The organism is Aquiflexum gelatinilyticum (assembly GCF_024813435.1).
GTDB lineage: Bacteria > Bacteroidota > Bacteroidia > Cytophagales > Cyclobacteriaceae > Cognataquiflexum > Cognataquiflexum gelatinilyticum.
Genome location: NZ_JANAEZ010000002.1, coordinates 15145 through 33376 on the forward strand (window position 1 = coordinate 15145; position 18232 = coordinate 33376).

Genomic DNA, 18232 nt, shown 5'->3' on the forward strand with positions numbered 1-18232 from the left:
TGATCTAAAAATTGATGAATTCTTTTCTTCGTTTATCACCTTGTTGAATTAAGGACTAGATTAAGTTTACCGAGTTTTCCTTTTGGTTTTACTGAAACCATTGCTCCCGGAGGTGCTGAATAATTCAGGAAAAGGTTTTCTCCTTCAATTCTCCAATCCACTTCCACAGGTCCCAATGGATGTACCACAGTGCCTTTTGCCCATGAAAGTGTTTCAGACTGAGGTTGTATTTCAATGAGATCAGGATTGAAATCCTTGAAAAACCCCAGATTAACGCCTAGCGTCTCCGTCGCAAAGAAAAATAGAGGATGCCCGCTCCAGGCGTGACTGGAAGTACCGATATCAGAATTTACCACATCAAAATTTTCCCAAATGGTAGGTCTGTCATTGTGCAGCGCCATAGGTCCCCAATGCTTTCGGATAAAATTTTCCACTGACTCGGATTGCTCAAACTTATACAGCAAGGCAAAAAGGTAGAAGGAACTGTATGGAGATATTTTTTCTTTTCTAGTATCCTGTCCTATATCCAAGATTTCTTCTTTCAACCAATCGATTATCACTTCTTGATCTTTCGGTTCAGTGACCCCCATCAGTGTAGGCCAAATCGTGGAAGTGATATGTTTTTCTTCCAAGATTGAACCTGCTTTGATTCCGTCAACATAATTTTGTTGAGAGGAATCCCAAAGCTTGGAATTAACATTTTCCTTTAGTAAAGTCGCTTCTTGAATATAGGCTTCTTTATCCTGTTGGAAACCAAAATGATCTGCCCATTCCGCTAATCTTTGCAAACTGTAATAATAAAGCGCTTCGAAGGCAGTCATCACTGCATCTTTTTTATTGATTGTTGTCCACTCAATAAATATACTCTCAGTTTTGACCAATCCATTTTCATATCTGCTTTGATATTGACCAATCAATGATTTGTAGTTTTGATAATGCTCTTTTACAAGGGCCCAATCACCCGAAAGTTTGGCATATTCATCTAAAGCAATCAGAGAAGAAAAAATATAATCCTCATGCCTGTTGGTAGCTCCCTCCCACATTTGAGAGCGATACATGTCTTGAAATAAATTCAAAGAATGTTTCACCAAACGCATATCTCCACTTACAGCCTGGGTTATTGCCATTTGCGGTATCATATCTCCCGCATAGAGCCCTCTTTCCCGGAAGGGAGTATCTGTGTAAGAATCTTCAGCGCAGAGCAGTAATGTCCGCCAAGAGGCTTCCCAAATTCGGTCAAGCAAAGGGTCTGAAGAAGAAAACGAACCTAAAGTTTCGAAAGGATACACTTGCCGGATCATTCCGATATTTTCCAGTCGAAAGGGAGTCTGATTATTTCTGACGGTGACTTTCAGGTAGCGGGCGCCGTAGGGCTTGAAGGATTGATACCTTTTTTGATCACCGTCTGCCACAAATCTCAATCCTGCACCCACTTGGTGCCTTTTATATAACCAAGGCAAACCTTCCTGATTGAGTTCTTCCGAAAAACCAATGTCGATGATGCTGCCCTCTGGAAAATCCCCCTCTACAAAAAACTGTCCCAGTTGCATTTCCCCCATATCAAAGAAAAAACAAATTCCGGTTGGATTTTCTTCGAATATAAGGGGCTCTAAAAATGCACTAGAAGGGAAAAGCGGTTTTGCCAAATCAGCCTCCATCCAGGCCAAATCCTTTGCCGGATTGGTGTTTTCTTGCCGATTATGGGATCGCCATTGATTAGGAAAGTTTTCTTTTGCTTTTTCAATGCCAATTTTCACATCAAGTTTGTCAATTTCTTTTTCCAAGGCAGATTCCAAAGGCACGAAGGAATGAAACCAATCAGCATCATCCATTTTTTTTGAAGGAGAAACCGCAAGACCGAGATTTGAAGGAATTGAAAGGTAAAAATCCCAAGTTCCCCAGATGACTTTATTCCTTATCAGTAATTCATTCCATCCCGTATGGAGCTCCAATCCGAACTCCTGACGATGGTAACTCGGGGTTTCGGTTTTTTTTGGATTGATCTTATTCCCGTTCAAGAAATACTCTCCCCACCATAAGGCGGCATTTACTTTTTGTTTTTTGGGAGAATAAATATAGGTGTAGGCCAAACCCGGATGACCTACTGAATATTGTCCAATATCCAAATCAGGAGTCAATACCCTGAATGTGTAAAAATCTTCTTTATTTTTGAGTGGATAAGCGCCCATCAGTCTCAAAGCTCTGACATCCTCCTTCGTCAAGTAAGGGATGGGTCTTTGGGACATTTCTCCCCAATCGGCCTGATTACCAACAGGCAGCGGGCTTTGCCATTCTTCCAGCGAAATCTTTTCAGCATTCCAGCCCTTATCTTTTCTGACATCCCAACTTTCAATCGGTCCTTTTGCAAAAGAAAACCTTGGTGTACTCGCATCATAGCCATCAGATTTTTTTGCTTTCCAAGACTGAATATCCAAATCTATTCTTTCTGTACCAGAATGGATCTCTCCCCAAAATGCAGCACCTCCTTTATTGTCAAAAAGCTGGAAGGTTTCCATTCCATTATTCATGGCCAAGACAGTAATGACATTTTTTCCTTTTTTCAAAAAGGGCAATAAATCATAGGTATCAAAATAAGGATGGGCATGATAGGACCTTACCGGACCGAATCCCAAATAGTGTCCGTTGACATATAAATTATACCTTGAATCAACATACAGGTGAATTTCTGCCCGCTGGGCCTCATTTTGTAACTGAAATTCTTTTCTAAAAAAAACATATTCGTTTCTTTCTCCTCCTTCTGCTCTGATCCAATAGAGTTTTTGGGGGAAAACAGACTGAGCAAGACCAATAAAAAGCAGCAAGCTTAGTATTTGGATTCTGATTCTTTTTCCCAAAATTTCAGGTTTAATTGAAGCTGACATAGTCAATTCTAGTTTTAACTTTTTAATTCACTTTAACTGGCTCCCTCATTTCATAGAGTGCCCATTCCAGTGTCCAACTTGTAAAGGATGTAAGTGCTAGGAAGAAGGAGATTTTGAACATGTGGGCGGTGGTTATTTAGTGATTTAACAATTTAATTTAAAAATCCCCAAACTCAAAAGGAGAATTTTTTGTAGACCAATACCTAGGGCTAAAAAGTGAGATTTGTAGATCTCAGGATATTCTAATTGTAGATAAGAGAATAAAAAAACTACTGATTTAAGAAAACAGTGGTTTAATTTATTGCCAATCAATCTTGTGTTTTTTTATTTGTATTCAAACCAATCTAAGACCTAGACTTTTCATTCCTTTAAATTGGAATTTTGGAATTTGTCATACTAACCCATTCATTTATTTTTAACTTTAATTCATTTACTTTGGAAGGATTTTCCCTTAAATTTTGGTTTCTCGGGGACTTGGACAAGCCCAATCTTGACTTGAAAATGACTTGCCCCTGCAGGTATGGCCTTGGGATTGAGAAAGCCTACCTGAGAGAAATCAAGTTTCACCATACCGGCTTCTTGGTCTAATTGGATCGTCGGCGTTTGCCCCAAGAGGTTTTGAAGTTGTGCTTCCTTGGCGATTTCCCTCCCTTGAAGTGGGCTAACATCTCCGCCAAGAAGGGATCTTTTTCCCGGCCCATGACTGCCGTCAGTCAGCATAATTTTTCTAAACGCCCCACTGAGTTTGGAATGTAAATAACCTGTATCCATTTGATACAAAAGAGGATGGGCCAAGTATCTGAATGATGAGCTGAGCGTAGAAGCCCTTCCAAATTCATCATTCATCTTTTTGGTTCCCACAAAAAACCTGTTCAACCAATACCTTTTCTTGTTTTGCTTGCCGGGCAAAATGCTTCCCGTTCATCAGGTAAAATGTAATCCCCCCAAGAGTGCCTACAAACTTGGTCCAACTTGTCAGTTTAGCCATAGCTCCGTTATATCAAAGTACACCTTCCCTTACCCCTCCTTAGTAGTCCCCTTACACTTTGACCGTGTTTATACCGTGTTTTCACCGTGTTGGAGAGGAATCCTAGTTCTATCCCTTAAGAGTTAAATATATATAAATACCGGATTAGTTGTATTTCCTGGTAAAAAAAATGGGAGAGGAATATTACATCGCAATGGCTTCTCTAACCAATTGAGGGTGTTTCAATTGAACGACCATTTGCTGTTGACCGTGGTCTGTCGACCGTGGACTACTATAGACTATTGACCATGGACTGTCGACTATGGACTAGTTAAAACCACTCACTCACCATTGCATCTACCTCTGTCAGTACGACTTTGAGTTCATCGTAAGATTTCCCTGATATCCCCATCAAAAACTCATGATGCGCGACCTGCATGCCGCAAAACCCAAAAATCCCGATCCCCATTAATTTCCTGACGGATTCATCCATGCCGTTTTCTTTGATAAATGTTTCATCAGCACCGGTGGTTTGAATGATACTGACTTTTTTGTCTTTCAATTTTCCTCTGATTCCTTCCACATCAGCTTCAAATGCAAATACAGGCGTAAATACCCGGTCCAAATATCCTTTCATCATCGCCGGCGGTGACCACCACCAAGTCGGATAAATCAGAATCAGGTGATCCGCCCATTGGATTTCGGCCTGTTCCGCTTGGACATCGGCAGGGGTCTCCCCTGCTTGTGATTCGTAGCGCTTCCACTCTTCGAGCGAAAGTACGGGTTGGAATTCCATCTTATAAAGATCCCTAACCCGGACTTGATGACCGTTGTGAACCAACCTTTCTTCCACAGTTTTGGAAATGGCATGGTTGAAACTTCCTGGATTGGGATGGGCAAGTACGATCAGGACATGTTGCTTTTTTGTCTCGGCAAATAGATGTTGGAAGCCAAAAATAAAAGTCAAAAAAAAGGCAACAGTCAAATTTTTAAAAAATATAGGATTTTGGAATTTTTTCATGATATGAGAGGCTTATATGGATGGGCAACGATGTCATTAAATGGATTACCTATTATATTTCAAAGAAGCAAACTCAGCTATCCCTTACATCCCTGCCCGACGACAGGCGGTAGACTTCCGACTTTCTATTTCTGACTTCTTACTTTCGTCTCCCGTCCTGTGTCTAGTGTCTTTTTTTTCACCCGTGAATACAAGTTAATCGGCCTAATAGCATACCGCTCACAATAGAAGCAATTACATTTTCTTGACAACTTCTTTCTTTGGAATCCGGATGCTCCACATCCCTCTCAGGTCTCCGATTTTGTGTCCTGTAGCCTTGTCTTCGGGATACAATTCTGCAAGGGCCTTTTGCGTTTCGGCACTGATTTCAGTTCCTGGTTCACCATGGCAATTAAGACACATGCCATTCGGGATTTTGATGGCTTTGGTATACAAATAGACCTCACCGTTTTCAAATTTCTGAATGCTTGGGTCAAGGGGAAGTTCGTTTTCGGCATTGTATTCATAAGCCTCCAAAATCCCCTTTTCCTCCTCAGTGGGTTTATCTGCCGGATTCCGATATTTATTGGATGCCCGGCGGACAGTAACTCCGTATTTTGTACCCACTTCTTGAAGGATCGGGAAGGCCTGTACATTGCAAAATTCGATGGCCCCGGGAACCCCTTTTTCTTCTATAGCCTTTTGTAAGGCACTGACCAATTGTTGCTGGGCCTCTGTACTGATTTCATCGCCCCATTCCATTCCCGCTTGAAGGATGTCCACCTCATTGAGTTTCTTGACCTCCATGCTTTTGTTCACTTCTTCAAAAACCTCTTTGCTCACCCTTTCATTTGATCCACAGGATGATAAAAAGATGATTGCCAATAAAAAACCCAATATTTTTTTCATTTTTTTTATAATTCCAAAGTATAAAAATAAGGTTAAAAGATGAGTTAGTAAAAAGTTTATTGTTGTTTGTGCTCCAAAACTACTAAACAGACAGGGTTCATCTTTCTCAGACCATTCCGAAACCTTTCATTTTTGGTTTTATCTCCTATTTTTGTATCTCTTGAATCACCTAAATTGATGACAAATCGCTTCATAACTCTTCTGATTTTTATACTTATCCATTCTTTTTGTTATTCCCAGACATGGAAAAGAGTAGGTAGCCGCGGAAACCAACTGACAGGAATTTCTTGGGCGACTGAAGAAACTGGCTATGTTTCCGGCAACCAAGTAATCCTCAAAACAATAGATGGCGGCTTGAGCTGGACAGAACAGGAACCTCCGAGCAAAAACAAAATGTGGGGGGTAGATTTTTTCAATGAAACCCTAGGATTGATGGTGGGTGAACTGGGGGAAATTTTTCGGACCACGGATGGTGGTGCCAACTGGCAATTGATCAATGTCGGGACAGACAAAACCCTGCGCAGTGTAAAGTTTTTGACCCAGACACGGGCATATGCTGTCGGGGATGGCGGTGAAGTATACCGTTCTACAAACGGAGGCCAAAGTTGGGCAAAGCAATCTGTCGGTACCACAGTAGATCTTAACCGCTTGTTTTTTGCCAACCAAGATACCGGCTATGTAGCCACAGCTGATGGTAAAATCGTCAGGACATTCAATTCCGGTAACAATTGGTCAATCCAAAATACAGGACAATCCGCCGCATTGAATGACATTTATTTTACTTCTCCAAAAATAGGATATACGGTAGGACAGGCAGGAACCATCCTCAAGACAATAGATGCAGGATCCACTTGGAATCTTGTCACGAGCGGAACGGAACGAAACCTGACCGCCTTGTCTTTCAACAAAGCCAATCCCAATATCGGGGTGATTTTGGGGGAAAACGGCACAGTGCTCAGAACAGCCAATGGAGGTACCACTTTTGATGGAATCAATATTGCCAATATTCAAACGTATTACGGGGTAAGTTTCAGGAAGTCATCCAATATTGTTTATGCTGTGGGTAACAATGGCGCCATCATTTCCTCTACAAATTCGGGTTCCAGCTGGGCAACAAGACAATCCGGACTTGATGTGGATTATAAAGCTACCCAGTTCAGGACCGCCACTTTGGGCTATATTGTTGGGGAAAAAGGATTGTTTTTGGTTACTACCAATGGAGGTGCCACACTGACCAACAGGTCAAGGCCTGTTTCCGGAGCATTTCATGACATTGCTTTTACGACAAATCCTTTTGGCTATATCGCAGGAGACAACGGCGTAGCGCTTAGAACAGCCAATTCCGGTGCCAATTGGACATCCCTCAATCTTCCTATGGAAAACACCATATATGGTCTCCATTTCTTCAACAATACCTCAGGTTATGCAGTAGGCGATGATGGATTTATGGCAAGGACCATAGATTCGGGAGTGACATGGGAGAAAATGACAGTGGCAGGAACTACCGAGAAGCTTCGGGACCTTACCTTTTTCGATATGTTGACCGGATTGGTGATAGGCCAAAATGGATTCTTGGCAAGGACTGAAGATGGCCTACAATGGCAAAAAGTCAATGTGCCGACAACGGAAGACCTCATTGATTTGGATATTCTTGATCAAAATTCCGTAGTTGTTGTCGGAAATAACGGAACAGTATTGAAGACATCCAATAGGGGAATCTCTTGGACCAAAGTAAATGTGTCCGAAGCAAAAAACCTTACTGCAGTAGATTTTCTTGATGAGTCGGTGGGTTTTATTGCTGGAGAAAAAGGATTGATGATGTGGACCCGTGACGGGGGATTGACATGGACAAATATGCCTACGGGCACTTTTCAGGATTTCTCAGGGATAAGCTTTGGAGATTTGAGCAGCGGATTCGCTGTCGGTGAAAACGGCACTTTATTCAATTATAGCTGTCAGGTACCCGAGACGCCTACAGTGATTTTTGGTGAAGGCAATATTTGTATCAGTCAGCAGGTTTATCAGGTTCAAAATACAGATGTTGATGCTGTTTTTGAATGGAGAGTGGATGGCGGAACGATTTTGGAAGGACAAGGTACCAGCAGGATTGTAGTCAGGTGGGATACCCCCGGAAGAAATGCAGTTTTGGTGAGGGGCAAAAACAACTGCGGAAATGGCGGTACCAAAGGACTTGAGGTCTTGGTGTCAACCACACCCAAAAACATCACCGAAATTCAGGGTGAAGGTGTAGTTTGTTTGGAGGGTTCAGTGGATTATGAGGTCAATGATGTTCCCGGAACTGTTTTCATATGGGAACTTACCGGAGGTACGATTACGCAAGGGCAGGGGACGGCTAAAATAACGGTACAGTGGACAGAAGCTGGTCAGAAAGAACTGAGAATCAAACCTACCAATCCATGCGGGGAAGGTACTTTCTTCTCAAAACCCATACAGGTCATCTCCCCACCAAGCCAAACTTCTGAAATCCAAGGTCCTGACAGGGTCGGTCTGACAGAGGAGACCTATGAAGTGACCAATATGCCCGACATTAATTTCCAGTGGCAGATCAGTGGCAATGCCGCCAAGATTCTGTCAGGTCAAGGGACTAATAAAATAACAGTATTGTGGGAAAAACAGGGTGATTTTACAGTATCTGTTACCGCAATGAACAGTTGCAATTCCGGTCCTGTGACTTCATTGGAGGTAAATGTAAACTTCATCACGAGCATAGGATCAGAACCTTCAAATACCAGGACAAAAGTCTATCCAAATCCATCTCAAGGAGATGTATGGGTTTCTTTTGAAGGCATCAATGGGGTAAGCCGCATTCAGATAGCAGATGTGATGGGGAAAGAGGTTGAGGAAATCAAACCGGAAATGGGTTTGGAAACAGTTGTTTTCAAAGGACTTCCAAAAGGCCTGTATATAATTACCATCAGAGGCCGTGAAAAGGAGTTCAAGCACAAAGTTTTGGTGAGGTAATTTTTCCCTATATTAAGTAACCGCAAGACTTCAAAATACGAGCTAAACAAATTTATATTTTTTTATTTTAAATATTTCAAATTTTTATTCCTTTTTATAGGAATGATTATAAAGTTTTATTTATAAAATCAGAATTATATTTTTTTATCTCTATTGACAATCATCAATAATTTATTGTCATTTGCCTGCATAAACCCAAATGTAATGCAAGAGAGATATTTCCAGCCTGAGAGTCTGATGATGACTCATGGGTACAAACCTGAATTGTCAGAGGGGGCAGTAAAATGTCCCATTTTCCAAACAAGTACTTTTGTTTTTAAAACTGCAGAGGAGGGCAAAGCTTTTTTCCAAGTTGCCTATGGCAAAAGAGAAAAGGAGCCAAATGAAGAGTTGGGATTGATCTACAGCAGACTCAATAACCCTGATCTTCAGATCTTGGAAGAACGCCTTTGTCTTTGGGATCAGGCGGAAGAGTGTGCGGTATTCGAGAGTGGAATGTCTGCAATCTCCACGGTGATGTTGGAATTTTTGAGGCCCGGAGATACTTTAATATACAGCAAACCTGTCTATGGTGGGACAGACCATTTTATCAATAAAGTACTTCCAAAGTATGGCATCAAGGGTCTTGGATTTACCGCAGGGCAGTCCTCATCCCAAATTCTGGAAGAGGTGTCAAAAAGGGGTTTAAGCGACAAAGTTAAAATGGTCTATGTGGAGACTCCTGCCAATCCCACCAATGCACTTTTTGACCTTTCAGTCTGCAGAGAGGTCGCAGACCAATTGTCAAATCCAGACAAAGAAGTAGTGGTCTGTGTAGACAATACCTACATGGGGCCTCTTTGGCAACATCCTTTGAAGCACGGAGTGGATTTAATAGTGTATTCTGCTACCAAATATATCGGTGGGCATTCAGACCTGATTGCAGGAGCGGTTTTAGGAAACTCAAAGCATATGAAAAGGGTAAGAACCCTGAGAACATTCCTTGGCAATATGGCAGGGCCATGGACAGGATGGCTTTTGATGAGGAGCTTAGAGACCCTTAAGGTGAGGATGACCAAGCAGGCAAGCAATGCAGTAGAAGTGGCAGATTACTTAAAATCACATCCTAAAGTGGAAAAGGTGTACTATTTGGGACATTTGGAACCCGGTGATCCTCAATACGATATTTTTAAAAAGCAACAGACCTGCGCGGGGGCCATGTTGTCATTTGATATAAAAGGAGGAGAAAGGGAAGCGTTCCTGTTTTTGAATAACCTCAAACTGATGAAATTAGCAGTTTCATTGGGAAGTACAGAGTCACTCGCAGAACATCCTGCAACCATGACTCACAGTGATGTATCAGAAGAAGACCGAAAATTACTTGGGATCAGCGATAATCTTGTAAGATTATCCATTGGTGTTGAACACCATTCCGATATCATTTGGGATATCCAACAGGCATTGGAAAAAGTGTAGCTAAAAAAAGAGCTTCCATTTTTTGGAAGCTCTTTTCTTTCATAATCATGATTTATTTTTTGCTCAAGACATCGCAACGGTCATAGGCAGGATCAATATCAATAAAGACATCTTCTTTGGCGGTGATAAACCACCTGCTGAGCAATGCCTCTTCTTTTCTCCTCCTTGCTGCAGCTTTCATTTTCTCATAATCATCCTCAAGATTGGCACGGTGTGCAGGAAATCTCTCTTTGTAGAAGAGAATCCTGACTTGAACACCTTCTCTTTCGGTTTCGAACCGGATCGGCGGTGTGATGGAACCTACTTTCATGCTATCGAGGGTAAAATACAAAACTGGGTCATCAAGGGTTCTCAAAGTAAGCCTGCTTGAATTGTTGTTTGGGTCTACAAAGAAACCACCATTGTCAGAAGTTGCACGGTCATCGGAATTTTCTTTCGCAGCTTTTGCAAATTCAATTTTTCCATCAATTATAGCCGTTCTGATGCTGTCCAAAAATCTTTCGGCATCCACAATGTCCTGATCGGAAGGTTCCGGACGGATTAGAATATGTCTCGTATTAAAGGTATTTCCCCTTCTTTCCAAAAGTTGGATCATGTGAAAGCCAAAGGCAGTTTCGACAGGATCACTGATTTCAAGGACTTCGAGTCCAAGCGCGGTTGCTTCGTATTCAGGAGCCAATTCTCCTCTTCTGAAAAATCCCAATTCACCACCCAAAGGTGCTGACCCCGGATCTTGGGAATATTGCTTGGCGAGGGTTTGAAAATCAGCTTTTCCGTCCATGATCTGATTTTTGAGCCCCCGAAGCAGCTCAGTGATTTCGTTTTTTACCTTTTGGTTTACCTCAGGTTTTTTGACGATTTGGCCTACCATCACCTCTGCAGAAAAAAACGGCAATGAATCTCTAGGAATTTCATTGAAAAATTTTCTGACATCAGCCGGAGATATAGAAAGGCCCTCTGTGATTTTTGCCTGCATTTTTTGGACAAGCAGCTGCTCCTTGAGGAGATCGTGGATTTCTGTTTTCAGTTGGTCTGCGGTTTTACCATAGACCTCAGCCAACATATTTTCATCTCCCCCAAACTGTTGCATTACCATTGCAAACCTTTGGTCTGCCTGAAACATAACTTCTGCATCTGTCACCATCACAGAGTCTATCTCTGCCTTTGCGACCATCAGTTTACTGATCAGCAAAGATTCAAAAACCTCACATCTCGTCGGAGGTTGTACATCCTGTTGGGATTGGGAGATCGCTTCTATATAGGACTTTTGGATTTCGGATTCCAAAAGGATATAATTGTTTACTTTGGCTACTATCTTATCGATTACCTGACCTGAGGGAGCTGCTGTTTCTTTTTTTTCTTCTGCCTGTGAGAAAGACTGAAAAGTGATCAGATTCAAAAAACAAATGGCCAGGAAATAATTCAATCTACTCATATATTTTAAATTCATTTTTTTCAAGTGCTCGGTTATAAACTTCCTTCTGTAATTGATCGACGAGTTCAATCCTTCTTTTGTTGATCAGAATTTTGGTAATTTCATCTCGGACAAATTCCAAGGGCGGAACTTGATCCTGCAATTTGTATTCCAATATTTTAAAATAATACCTGTACCGGTCATCATCTGTGATTATAAGCTTATTGTTTCTAACCAGTTCTACCTTATTGGGATGATTGGCCAAAGGGGTATTTACGATGATGTCATCAAGCTTGATCCAGGTAGAATCTTCGAGAAAATAATTGGCGCCGGAATTGGCAGCCAATGCTTTAAAGGTATCTGAATCTTTTTGATTCTGTGACTTCAGCATCCGCTCCAGCTGTTTGTTTTGCGAAGATTCTTTCTCGGTCTTCACAAAATTCACCCGGACAATTATTTCTTTTAAGCTGAAATTGACTTTGTTTACCTGATAATAATCTTCAATTTCCTGCTGACTGATGTTATTGTTCAGGTTTTCCTCCACATACTTCTTTTCGAATTCGTAGACCATCAAGGCATACTTGTAATCCAAAAGTTTACGGTTGATTTCTGCTTCATCAAAGGCCATTGATTTGCCGGCTTCTTTGATGAGGAGTTGTTTTCTTATCCAAGACTGAACATACCTACTTGCGATATTGGCACTGTCCTCCTCGGATTTGCTTTCGGCCTTGATAAACGAAAGTTCAGACCGAAGCAGGTTTTGATTGCCCACAGTTGCTATTACAAGGTCTGCTCCGGCTTCAGTTTCTGATTTGAATCGAAAGAAATCACATGCCCCTGTCAACAACAAAAGGAGTATCGCCAAAAGACTACTTCTGCACTGCAAGGTCAAATATTTTTTGTTTCTCTTCCTCATTGATTTGGACAGCGTATTTCTCCTTTAAGGAAGAAATAAGTTTTTTGTCAAGGAATTCCTGGTAATCTTGGATAACCTTCCCCCTCGTTTCTTCAAATTTCTTGGGTCCGGGCAAAACCTTTTCTCCCAATACCAACATGTAGGCTTTTCCCTCAATCCTCAATTCCTGAAAATTTTTGCTCATATCTGCGTTTTTCAGGATGGGATGCTGCTGCCATTCAAAGATCCCTTCTGATACAGTAAAAGCCAAAGGGTTGTTTATTAAGAAGGTGTTTTCCAAACGGTCGACGAGATTGGGCTGGTATTTTTTGTCAGCCAAAAATCTCCTGACTGAAGGAATGCTTTCTTCTTTTCCCATAGTTAGGATCAAAGCTTGCACCCTATCATTCCATTGGTATCTGTTAATGTTTTCCTGATAAAAGCTTACTTGGCCCAAGCTGTCTTCGATGGCTTTTTGCCAAACCTGCTCATTCATAAGAGAAAAAAGAAGGATGCCGTCTCTGTATTCTTGGATCAATAGTCTGTATTCTTCATTGTTTGTCATCAAGTCGGTGATTTCAGCCTCCTGAAGCTTGACCTCTACAAACTTGTCAAACCATGTTTTGAAGTAATTCTGTGGATTGGTTCTGACCACCTGACGGTCTTCTGCAATAAATTCCAAGAGCCCCTTGACGGTATTTGGTGTACTGTTAATACTGAACAATACTGAATCGGAGAGATTTTTGGATTCAATGGTATTGGCAATTTCCTGTCTTGGAGTGGAAGCAAAAATGCCACTGATGGAATCCACAAGGATTTCATTTTCCACAAAACCATACTTTGATTTTTGGATAGCCACGACCTGCGATTGGATCAAAGTAGACCTACTGTCTCTCAGAATCCTGGACTTGATGGAGGATTCCATCTCCTCGTAGCTTGCAAGGGGTTTTTTGCCTTCAAGCCGGATGATATGATAGCCAAAAGGTGTCTTCACCGGAGGGGAAATCTCCCCCTCTTCCTGAAGCGAAAACGCTGCCCTTTCAAATTCAGGAATGACCGAACCCAAGCCAATCCATGGCAGTGAGCCTCCGGAGTTTTTGGTGCCGGTATCTTCTGAATAAAGCTGACAGATTTCCTCCCATGAACTTTCAGGTTTTTGCAGTTCGGAATAGATTTCACTTACCTTTCTTAATATACGCTCTTCCGTGATCGGGTCGTTTCCTTGAGACCTTACCAAAATATGGGAAACTTTTACCTCGCCCGGATTGGGCTGACGGTCCTCAAGTCTGATGATATGGTAACCGAAATTGGTCAAAATAGGATCTGAAATCTGACCCACCTGCATGGAATAGGCCGCATCCTCAAAAGAAGAAACCATTTGTAATGCGGTAAAGTATCCAAGATTTCCCTTATTGTCTTTGGCGGATGGGTCATCAGAATGCTCAAATGCCAATTCATTGAAGTCAGCGCCGTTTTCAGCTTCCTCTTTCAGCTTCAACGCCATTCTCAAAACAGAAATAGTATCTGCCTGACTGGCATTAGGCGGAAACTGTAACAAAATATGGCTGGCTTTGACCACCTCTTTCATCCTGTTATATGCCTTCATCAGCTCACCTTCCTGAAGGGAATTTTTAATCAAAAACGGCTGGGTAAGATCGTCTTTGAAAACTTCGAATTCTCTTGAAAACTCCTCAGTTTTATCCAATCCCATGCTTTCTGCCTCTTTGACTTTAAGCTTGTAATTGATAAAAAGATCCAGATTTTCCTGAAATTCTTCCACCGATATTTTGCTATCAGGATTTTTAAATTCCCTGTTTTTGGTAAGCATGTGCAAAAATTCATCTCCGAATACTGCATTGTCCCCAATAGATAATAAGGGAGAAGGGAGCACTTCCTGAGTTTCTACTTTCGTGACAGTAGATTTTGGGCTGCATGAAAACCCTAGAATCAGGATTAGGAAAAGAAATCGACTTATATTAATCATAGACAAAATGCCGGAAAACAAGTGCAATGTTACAAATTAAATTGAAAAATTTGGGGCGTATGGACGATTAAGATATCCCAATTAACAATTATTTGGATTTCAAAATTTTAAATAACCTGCAGATATTTTTATTTCCAAGGGATTCAAATTCAATTTTATCCATAATCCTTTTTACCAACATGATGCCAAGTCCTCCTTTTCTCTTGGATTTGATCACCTGTGAGATTTCGGGTTCCTGGTATTCGAGGATATTGAATCCTTTGCCAAAATCCAGTATTTCAAAAACTACGAGACTTTGGGTAGAAATTACATTGAGGTCAATGAATTCTTTGGAATTACAGTCGTGGGAATGGATGATCAGATTGGCACATACTTCTTCCACTGCCAGGATTACCTGATGCTGCTCGATTTCTGACAGCGTGGTTTCATCCAAAATCTCCTCAAGGAACTGTCTCAGTTCAGACAATTGGGAGGTATCACAATATAATCTTAATTGGGAATTCATAATTAACCCTCCAAGGCTTGTTCTTTTGTGGGTCTGATACTGATCAATTGGTCTAATCCAAGAATATGAAAAACCTGGAAGACTTTATCCTTTAAGCCAAAAATGACCATTTTGACATTGTTTTCTTCAAATTCATCAAGATAGGACATGAATACGCCCAATCCGGCAGAAGAGATATACTCCAGTCCGGAACAATCTATCAAAATATTTTTTGCTCCCTCCTGCACTACTTCGCTGATAGCGGCATCCAATTCGACCGAGTTGCTTGCATCGATCTCTCCTGTCAATACCAGGACCCTACTACCACTTTCTAAATATTTTTCTACGTTCAGCATCTTGTTAATTACGGGTTTGTAAACGATTGGTTATGAGTTGAACTTGATTACCATGATGGAAAAGTCATCATCTGGTATGCCACCCTCCCCTACAAATTGGTATACTTGATCGATAATCCTTTTCTGAATCAATTCCGCACTCAGATTTTTATGTTGCATCAATGCAGCTTTGAGGTTGTCATAGCCAAATTCTACCCCTTTTTTATTCTTGGCTTCTATAATTCCATCTGTATACAACACAAGGATGTCTTCCTTGTCATAGTGGAATTCGGACTCATGGATGTATTTCCTGTAATTTGGACTCCTCACTATCCCAAGGCCCAATCCCTCTGCACTCAGATAGCTGGCTTTGTCTTCGCTATGGTCATAGAATAAGGTGGGACAATGGCCTGCTCGGCTGTATTTGATGGTTTGTCGGTTGGTATCCAAGAGAAAATAGGAGGTGGTGATAAAGTGGTTTCTTTCCAAGCATTGGCTCAGGGCAGTATTTGCTTTAAACAAAAATTCCCCTGGACTGGGTTTGAGCTGAACCAAGCTGTGGAATATGCCTTTCATCTGCGACATGTTGAAGGCCGCAGAGGTACCCTTTCCGGAAACATCCCCGATGATGATGGAAAAAACGCCCTCATCTAGGTTTTTGGTTTCATAATAATCACCTCCGACCTCATCAGCAGCCACAGAAAATCCACAAATTTCAAATTTTTCATTATGATGCAGCTCCTTGGGCAACAGACTACGCTGCACCCTTTGGGCAATTTTTAACTCCTCTTTGTACCTTTCTGTTTTGATGGCTTCATTTAAGAGCCTGTAGTTTTCTACTGAAATAGAAGCCTGTCCAACAAATGTGGTGATGATGTTGATCATTTCTTTGTTGAACCCGTCTCTCACTTCTTTGACCAGGTACATCCGGCCGATTGTTTTTTTGTTGACTACAAGCGGAATCAAAAAGGCAGATTTAAAGATATTGTGTGGAATTTTTCCATAAAATTTCTTGGTGTCATTGTCATCCTGAGTCCAGTCAAACTCCGAAAATGGCTTAACGGTTTGAAACAATGTGATGATTTCCTGACGGACTTCTTCATCAATGAATCTTTTTTGGATCAATTGGGGGATTTGGTCTTTGTCCAAGATCTCCAGCCAACCTCCATCGGCGTAGGAGGCACTCATACTGGAGTCAATCAATATATCCAAGACCTGGTTTTCGTCCTGCCCGGGTTTAATGGATTGACTGAGTCGCTGAAAATTGATGGCTTCCACCAGTTTTTGCTCAAAAACGGAGGAGGTAGGAAGATTAAACAGCGTAACCAAAAAGCTGAAAAGAGTATAGATAGCCACAAAGGCAAAAAGACCCATCAAAAAAAGATTGATGTTAAGGTTTACAAATGCGATTTCACTTTCGCTGTAGAACCCAAACTTTGAGAAAAGGTAAATGGTGCAGATCAGAATAATCACCAGAAACAGGATGGACTTCCACTTTTCTTTGAATGTCAAATAAGGAATCCATTTCAAGTTGATAGAAAGAGAGGCCGAGAAAATGGTCAAAAATACCAATCCAAAGATGAAGCTGTAATCAAAATTGTTTCCATTGAAGAAAACAAAAAACATACACATCAGCAATAAAACCTCAAAAGCCTGCCATTGTTGCACGACCTTTTTGGTTTTTTGGTATAGGATCAAATGTTTCCAGAGCAAAGAACAGGAAATCAGAAAAAGGGAAACAAATGCAAAATTGACATGGTAAAAGAAATTGCTCAACAAAGGATCGGAACCTAATTTACTCCCCCCAAGCATCATGTAAAAAATACTGATGGATAAGGAAATGATAGTGGCCAAAAGACCTGTGGAAACCCCTCTCCAGATCAGGTTTAGGAAATCAATATTTTCATTTTTGTTGATCGAATGGTTGTAAAAAATATAAACAAGGATAAAAAAAAGAATTTCGAGCACGTAGGAAATCTCAGGGGCTAGGCTGTGATCCATCTGATTGACAGATTGGAAAATCCTGGTAATGTCCACAAAAAGCAAAGCCAACCAAGTCAGGATGGCCACCAAAATACTTATTTTACCGATATTTGGAGTAGGGATTTTAAGCATTCTTGGAATTTGAACACAATAATACTGAAACAAACTTAATTTTCCTGAAAGCGTTAAATGCCATAAGTCTAAATAAATGTTAAAAACCCTATGCGATTTTACAAGATTTCTTTTCTGGTACTTTTTGTTTTTATGTACAGTTGCTCCTCCGCCCAAATCAATAAACTGATCAAAGATGTCACCTCCGGACAAATACCATTGTCTCAGGATGAAGTTGCTGAAGGTTTGAAAGAAGCCCTCGAACAGGGAATAGTAAAGGGCACTGACTTGGCATCCAAGACTGATGGCTATTTCAAAAATGAAATGATCAAGATATTGCTTCCTGAGGATGCCCAAAAAGTAGAAAAGACCCTCCGAAACATGGGGCTTGGCAGCGAAGTGGACAGGGCCTTGCTTGCCATCAACCGTGGTGCGGAAAGTGCGGCGATCGAGGCAAAGCCGATTTTTGTGAATGCCATCAAGCAAATGAATATCCAGGATGCGCTCGGAATCTTGAAAGGAGATGCCACAGCTGCCACAGATTATTTGAAAAGGACAACCAATGCCCAATTGGTGGAACTCTTCAAACCCAAAATACAAGCTTCCTTGGATGAAGTCGGTGCGACCAAGTACTATGGAGACCTGGCCAATTCCTACAATAAAATCCCGCTTACCAAGCAAAAAGTCAATCCTGATTTGAATGCTTATGTAACCCAAAAGGCAATAGATGGTCTATTTGTGCTGATTGCCGAGGAAGAAAAAAACATACGCGAGAATCCCTTGGGAAGGACTTCAGACCTGATGAAGAAGGTTTTTGCGCAGCAGGATTGA

At 41.2% G+C, this 18232-nt stretch carries 14 protein-coding genes; 3 read left to right on the top strand and 11 right to left on the bottom strand.

The window, feature by feature from the left end:
• Window positions 1-35 precede the first annotated feature (35 nt).
• From NK987_RS04655 to NK987_RS04675, 5 genes are all read right to left on the bottom strand, one after another.
• Window positions 36-2882, bottom strand: coding sequence for an alpha-L-rhamnosidase-related protein (locus NK987_RS04655; protein WP_259262931.1), 2847 nt, complete (start codon window positions 2880-2882; stop codon window positions 36-38).
• Between the two features lie 426 nt (window positions 2883-3308).
• A complete protein-coding gene (locus tag NK987_RS04660) occupies window positions 3309-3728 on the bottom strand; it encodes a hypothetical protein (RefSeq protein WP_259262932.1) in 420 nt (139 codons plus the stop codon).
• The gene (locus tag NK987_RS04665; RefSeq protein ID WP_259262933.1) at window positions 3721-3870 is read right to left on the bottom strand and encodes a hypothetical protein; all 150 of its coding nucleotides are present in this window, start codon (window positions 3868-3870) and stop codon (window positions 3721-3723) included. The genes NK987_RS04660 and NK987_RS04665 overlap by 8 nt, the downstream gene beginning before the upstream one ends.
• A 310-nt stretch (window positions 3871-4180) precedes the next feature.
• Window positions 4181-4870, bottom strand: coding sequence for an NAD(P)H-dependent oxidoreductase (locus NK987_RS04670; protein WP_259262934.1), 690 nt, complete (start codon window positions 4868-4870; stop codon window positions 4181-4183).
• 234 nt (window positions 4871-5104) lie between these two features.
• Window positions 5105-5758, bottom strand: a complete 654-nt coding sequence (locus tag NK987_RS04675) for a c-type heme family protein (RefSeq protein ID WP_258422092.1) — start codon at window positions 5756-5758, stop codon at window positions 5105-5107.
• 177 nt (window positions 5759-5935) lie between these two features.
• Between NK987_RS04675 and NK987_RS04680 the strand changes: the two genes are divergently transcribed.
• Window positions 5936-8740: a YCF48-related protein gene (locus NK987_RS04680; RefSeq protein WP_259262935.1), complete on the top strand. Its 2805-nt coding sequence runs from the start codon at window positions 5936-5938 to the stop codon at window positions 8738-8740.
• 204 nt (window positions 8741-8944) lie between these two features.
• On the top strand, window positions 8945-10195 hold the full coding sequence (locus tag NK987_RS04685; RefSeq protein ID WP_259262936.1) for a cystathionine gamma-synthase family protein: 1251 nt from the start codon (window positions 8945-8947) through the stop codon (window positions 10193-10195).
• A gap of 52 nt (window positions 10196-10247) precedes the next feature.
• On the opposite strand, the gene NK987_RS04690 is transcribed toward NK987_RS04685, so the two are convergent.
• The 6 genes from NK987_RS04690 to NK987_RS04715 all read right to left on the bottom strand — a co-directional run bounded on the left by NK987_RS04690 (window position 10248) and on the right by NK987_RS04715 (window position 17422).
• The gene (locus NK987_RS04690; RefSeq protein WP_258422089.1) at window positions 10248-11630 is read right to left on the bottom strand and encodes a peptidylprolyl isomerase; all 1383 of its coding nucleotides are present in this window, start codon (window positions 11628-11630) and stop codon (window positions 10248-10250) included.
• Window positions 11623-12495 (bottom strand): peptidyl-prolyl cis-trans isomerase, encoded by an 873-nt coding sequence (locus NK987_RS04695; protein ID WP_259262937.1) that lies wholly within the window; start codon window positions 12493-12495, stop codon window positions 11623-11625. Before NK987_RS04695 ends, NK987_RS04690 begins: the two co-directional genes overlap by 8 nt.
• Window positions 12479-14488 (bottom strand): peptidylprolyl isomerase, encoded by a 2010-nt coding sequence (locus tag NK987_RS04700; RefSeq protein WP_259262938.1) that lies wholly within the window; start codon window positions 14486-14488, stop codon window positions 12479-12481. Before NK987_RS04700 ends, NK987_RS04695 begins: the two co-directional genes overlap by 17 nt.
• A gap of 88 nt (window positions 14489-14576) precedes the next feature.
• A complete protein-coding gene (locus NK987_RS04705) occupies window positions 14577-14993 on the bottom strand; it encodes an ATP-binding protein (protein WP_258422086.1) in 417 nt (138 codons plus the stop codon).
• 2 nt (window positions 14994-14995) lie between these two features.
• The gene (locus NK987_RS04710; protein ID WP_258422085.1) at window positions 14996-15328 is read right to left on the bottom strand and encodes an STAS domain-containing protein; all 333 of its coding nucleotides are present in this window, start codon (window positions 15326-15328) and stop codon (window positions 14996-14998) included.
• Between the two features lie 30 nt (window positions 15329-15358).
• Window positions 15359-17422 (bottom strand): GAF domain-containing SpoIIE family protein phosphatase, encoded by a 2064-nt coding sequence (locus NK987_RS04715; RefSeq protein WP_258422084.1) that lies wholly within the window; start codon window positions 17420-17422, stop codon window positions 15359-15361.
• A 90-nt stretch (window positions 17423-17512) separates the two neighbouring features.
• On the opposite strand from NK987_RS04715, the gene NK987_RS04720 reads away from it, so the two are divergent.
• Complete coding sequence (locus NK987_RS04720) at window positions 17513-18232, top strand: DUF4197 domain-containing protein (protein ID WP_259262939.1); 720 nt, start codon at window positions 17513-17515, stop codon at window positions 18230-18232.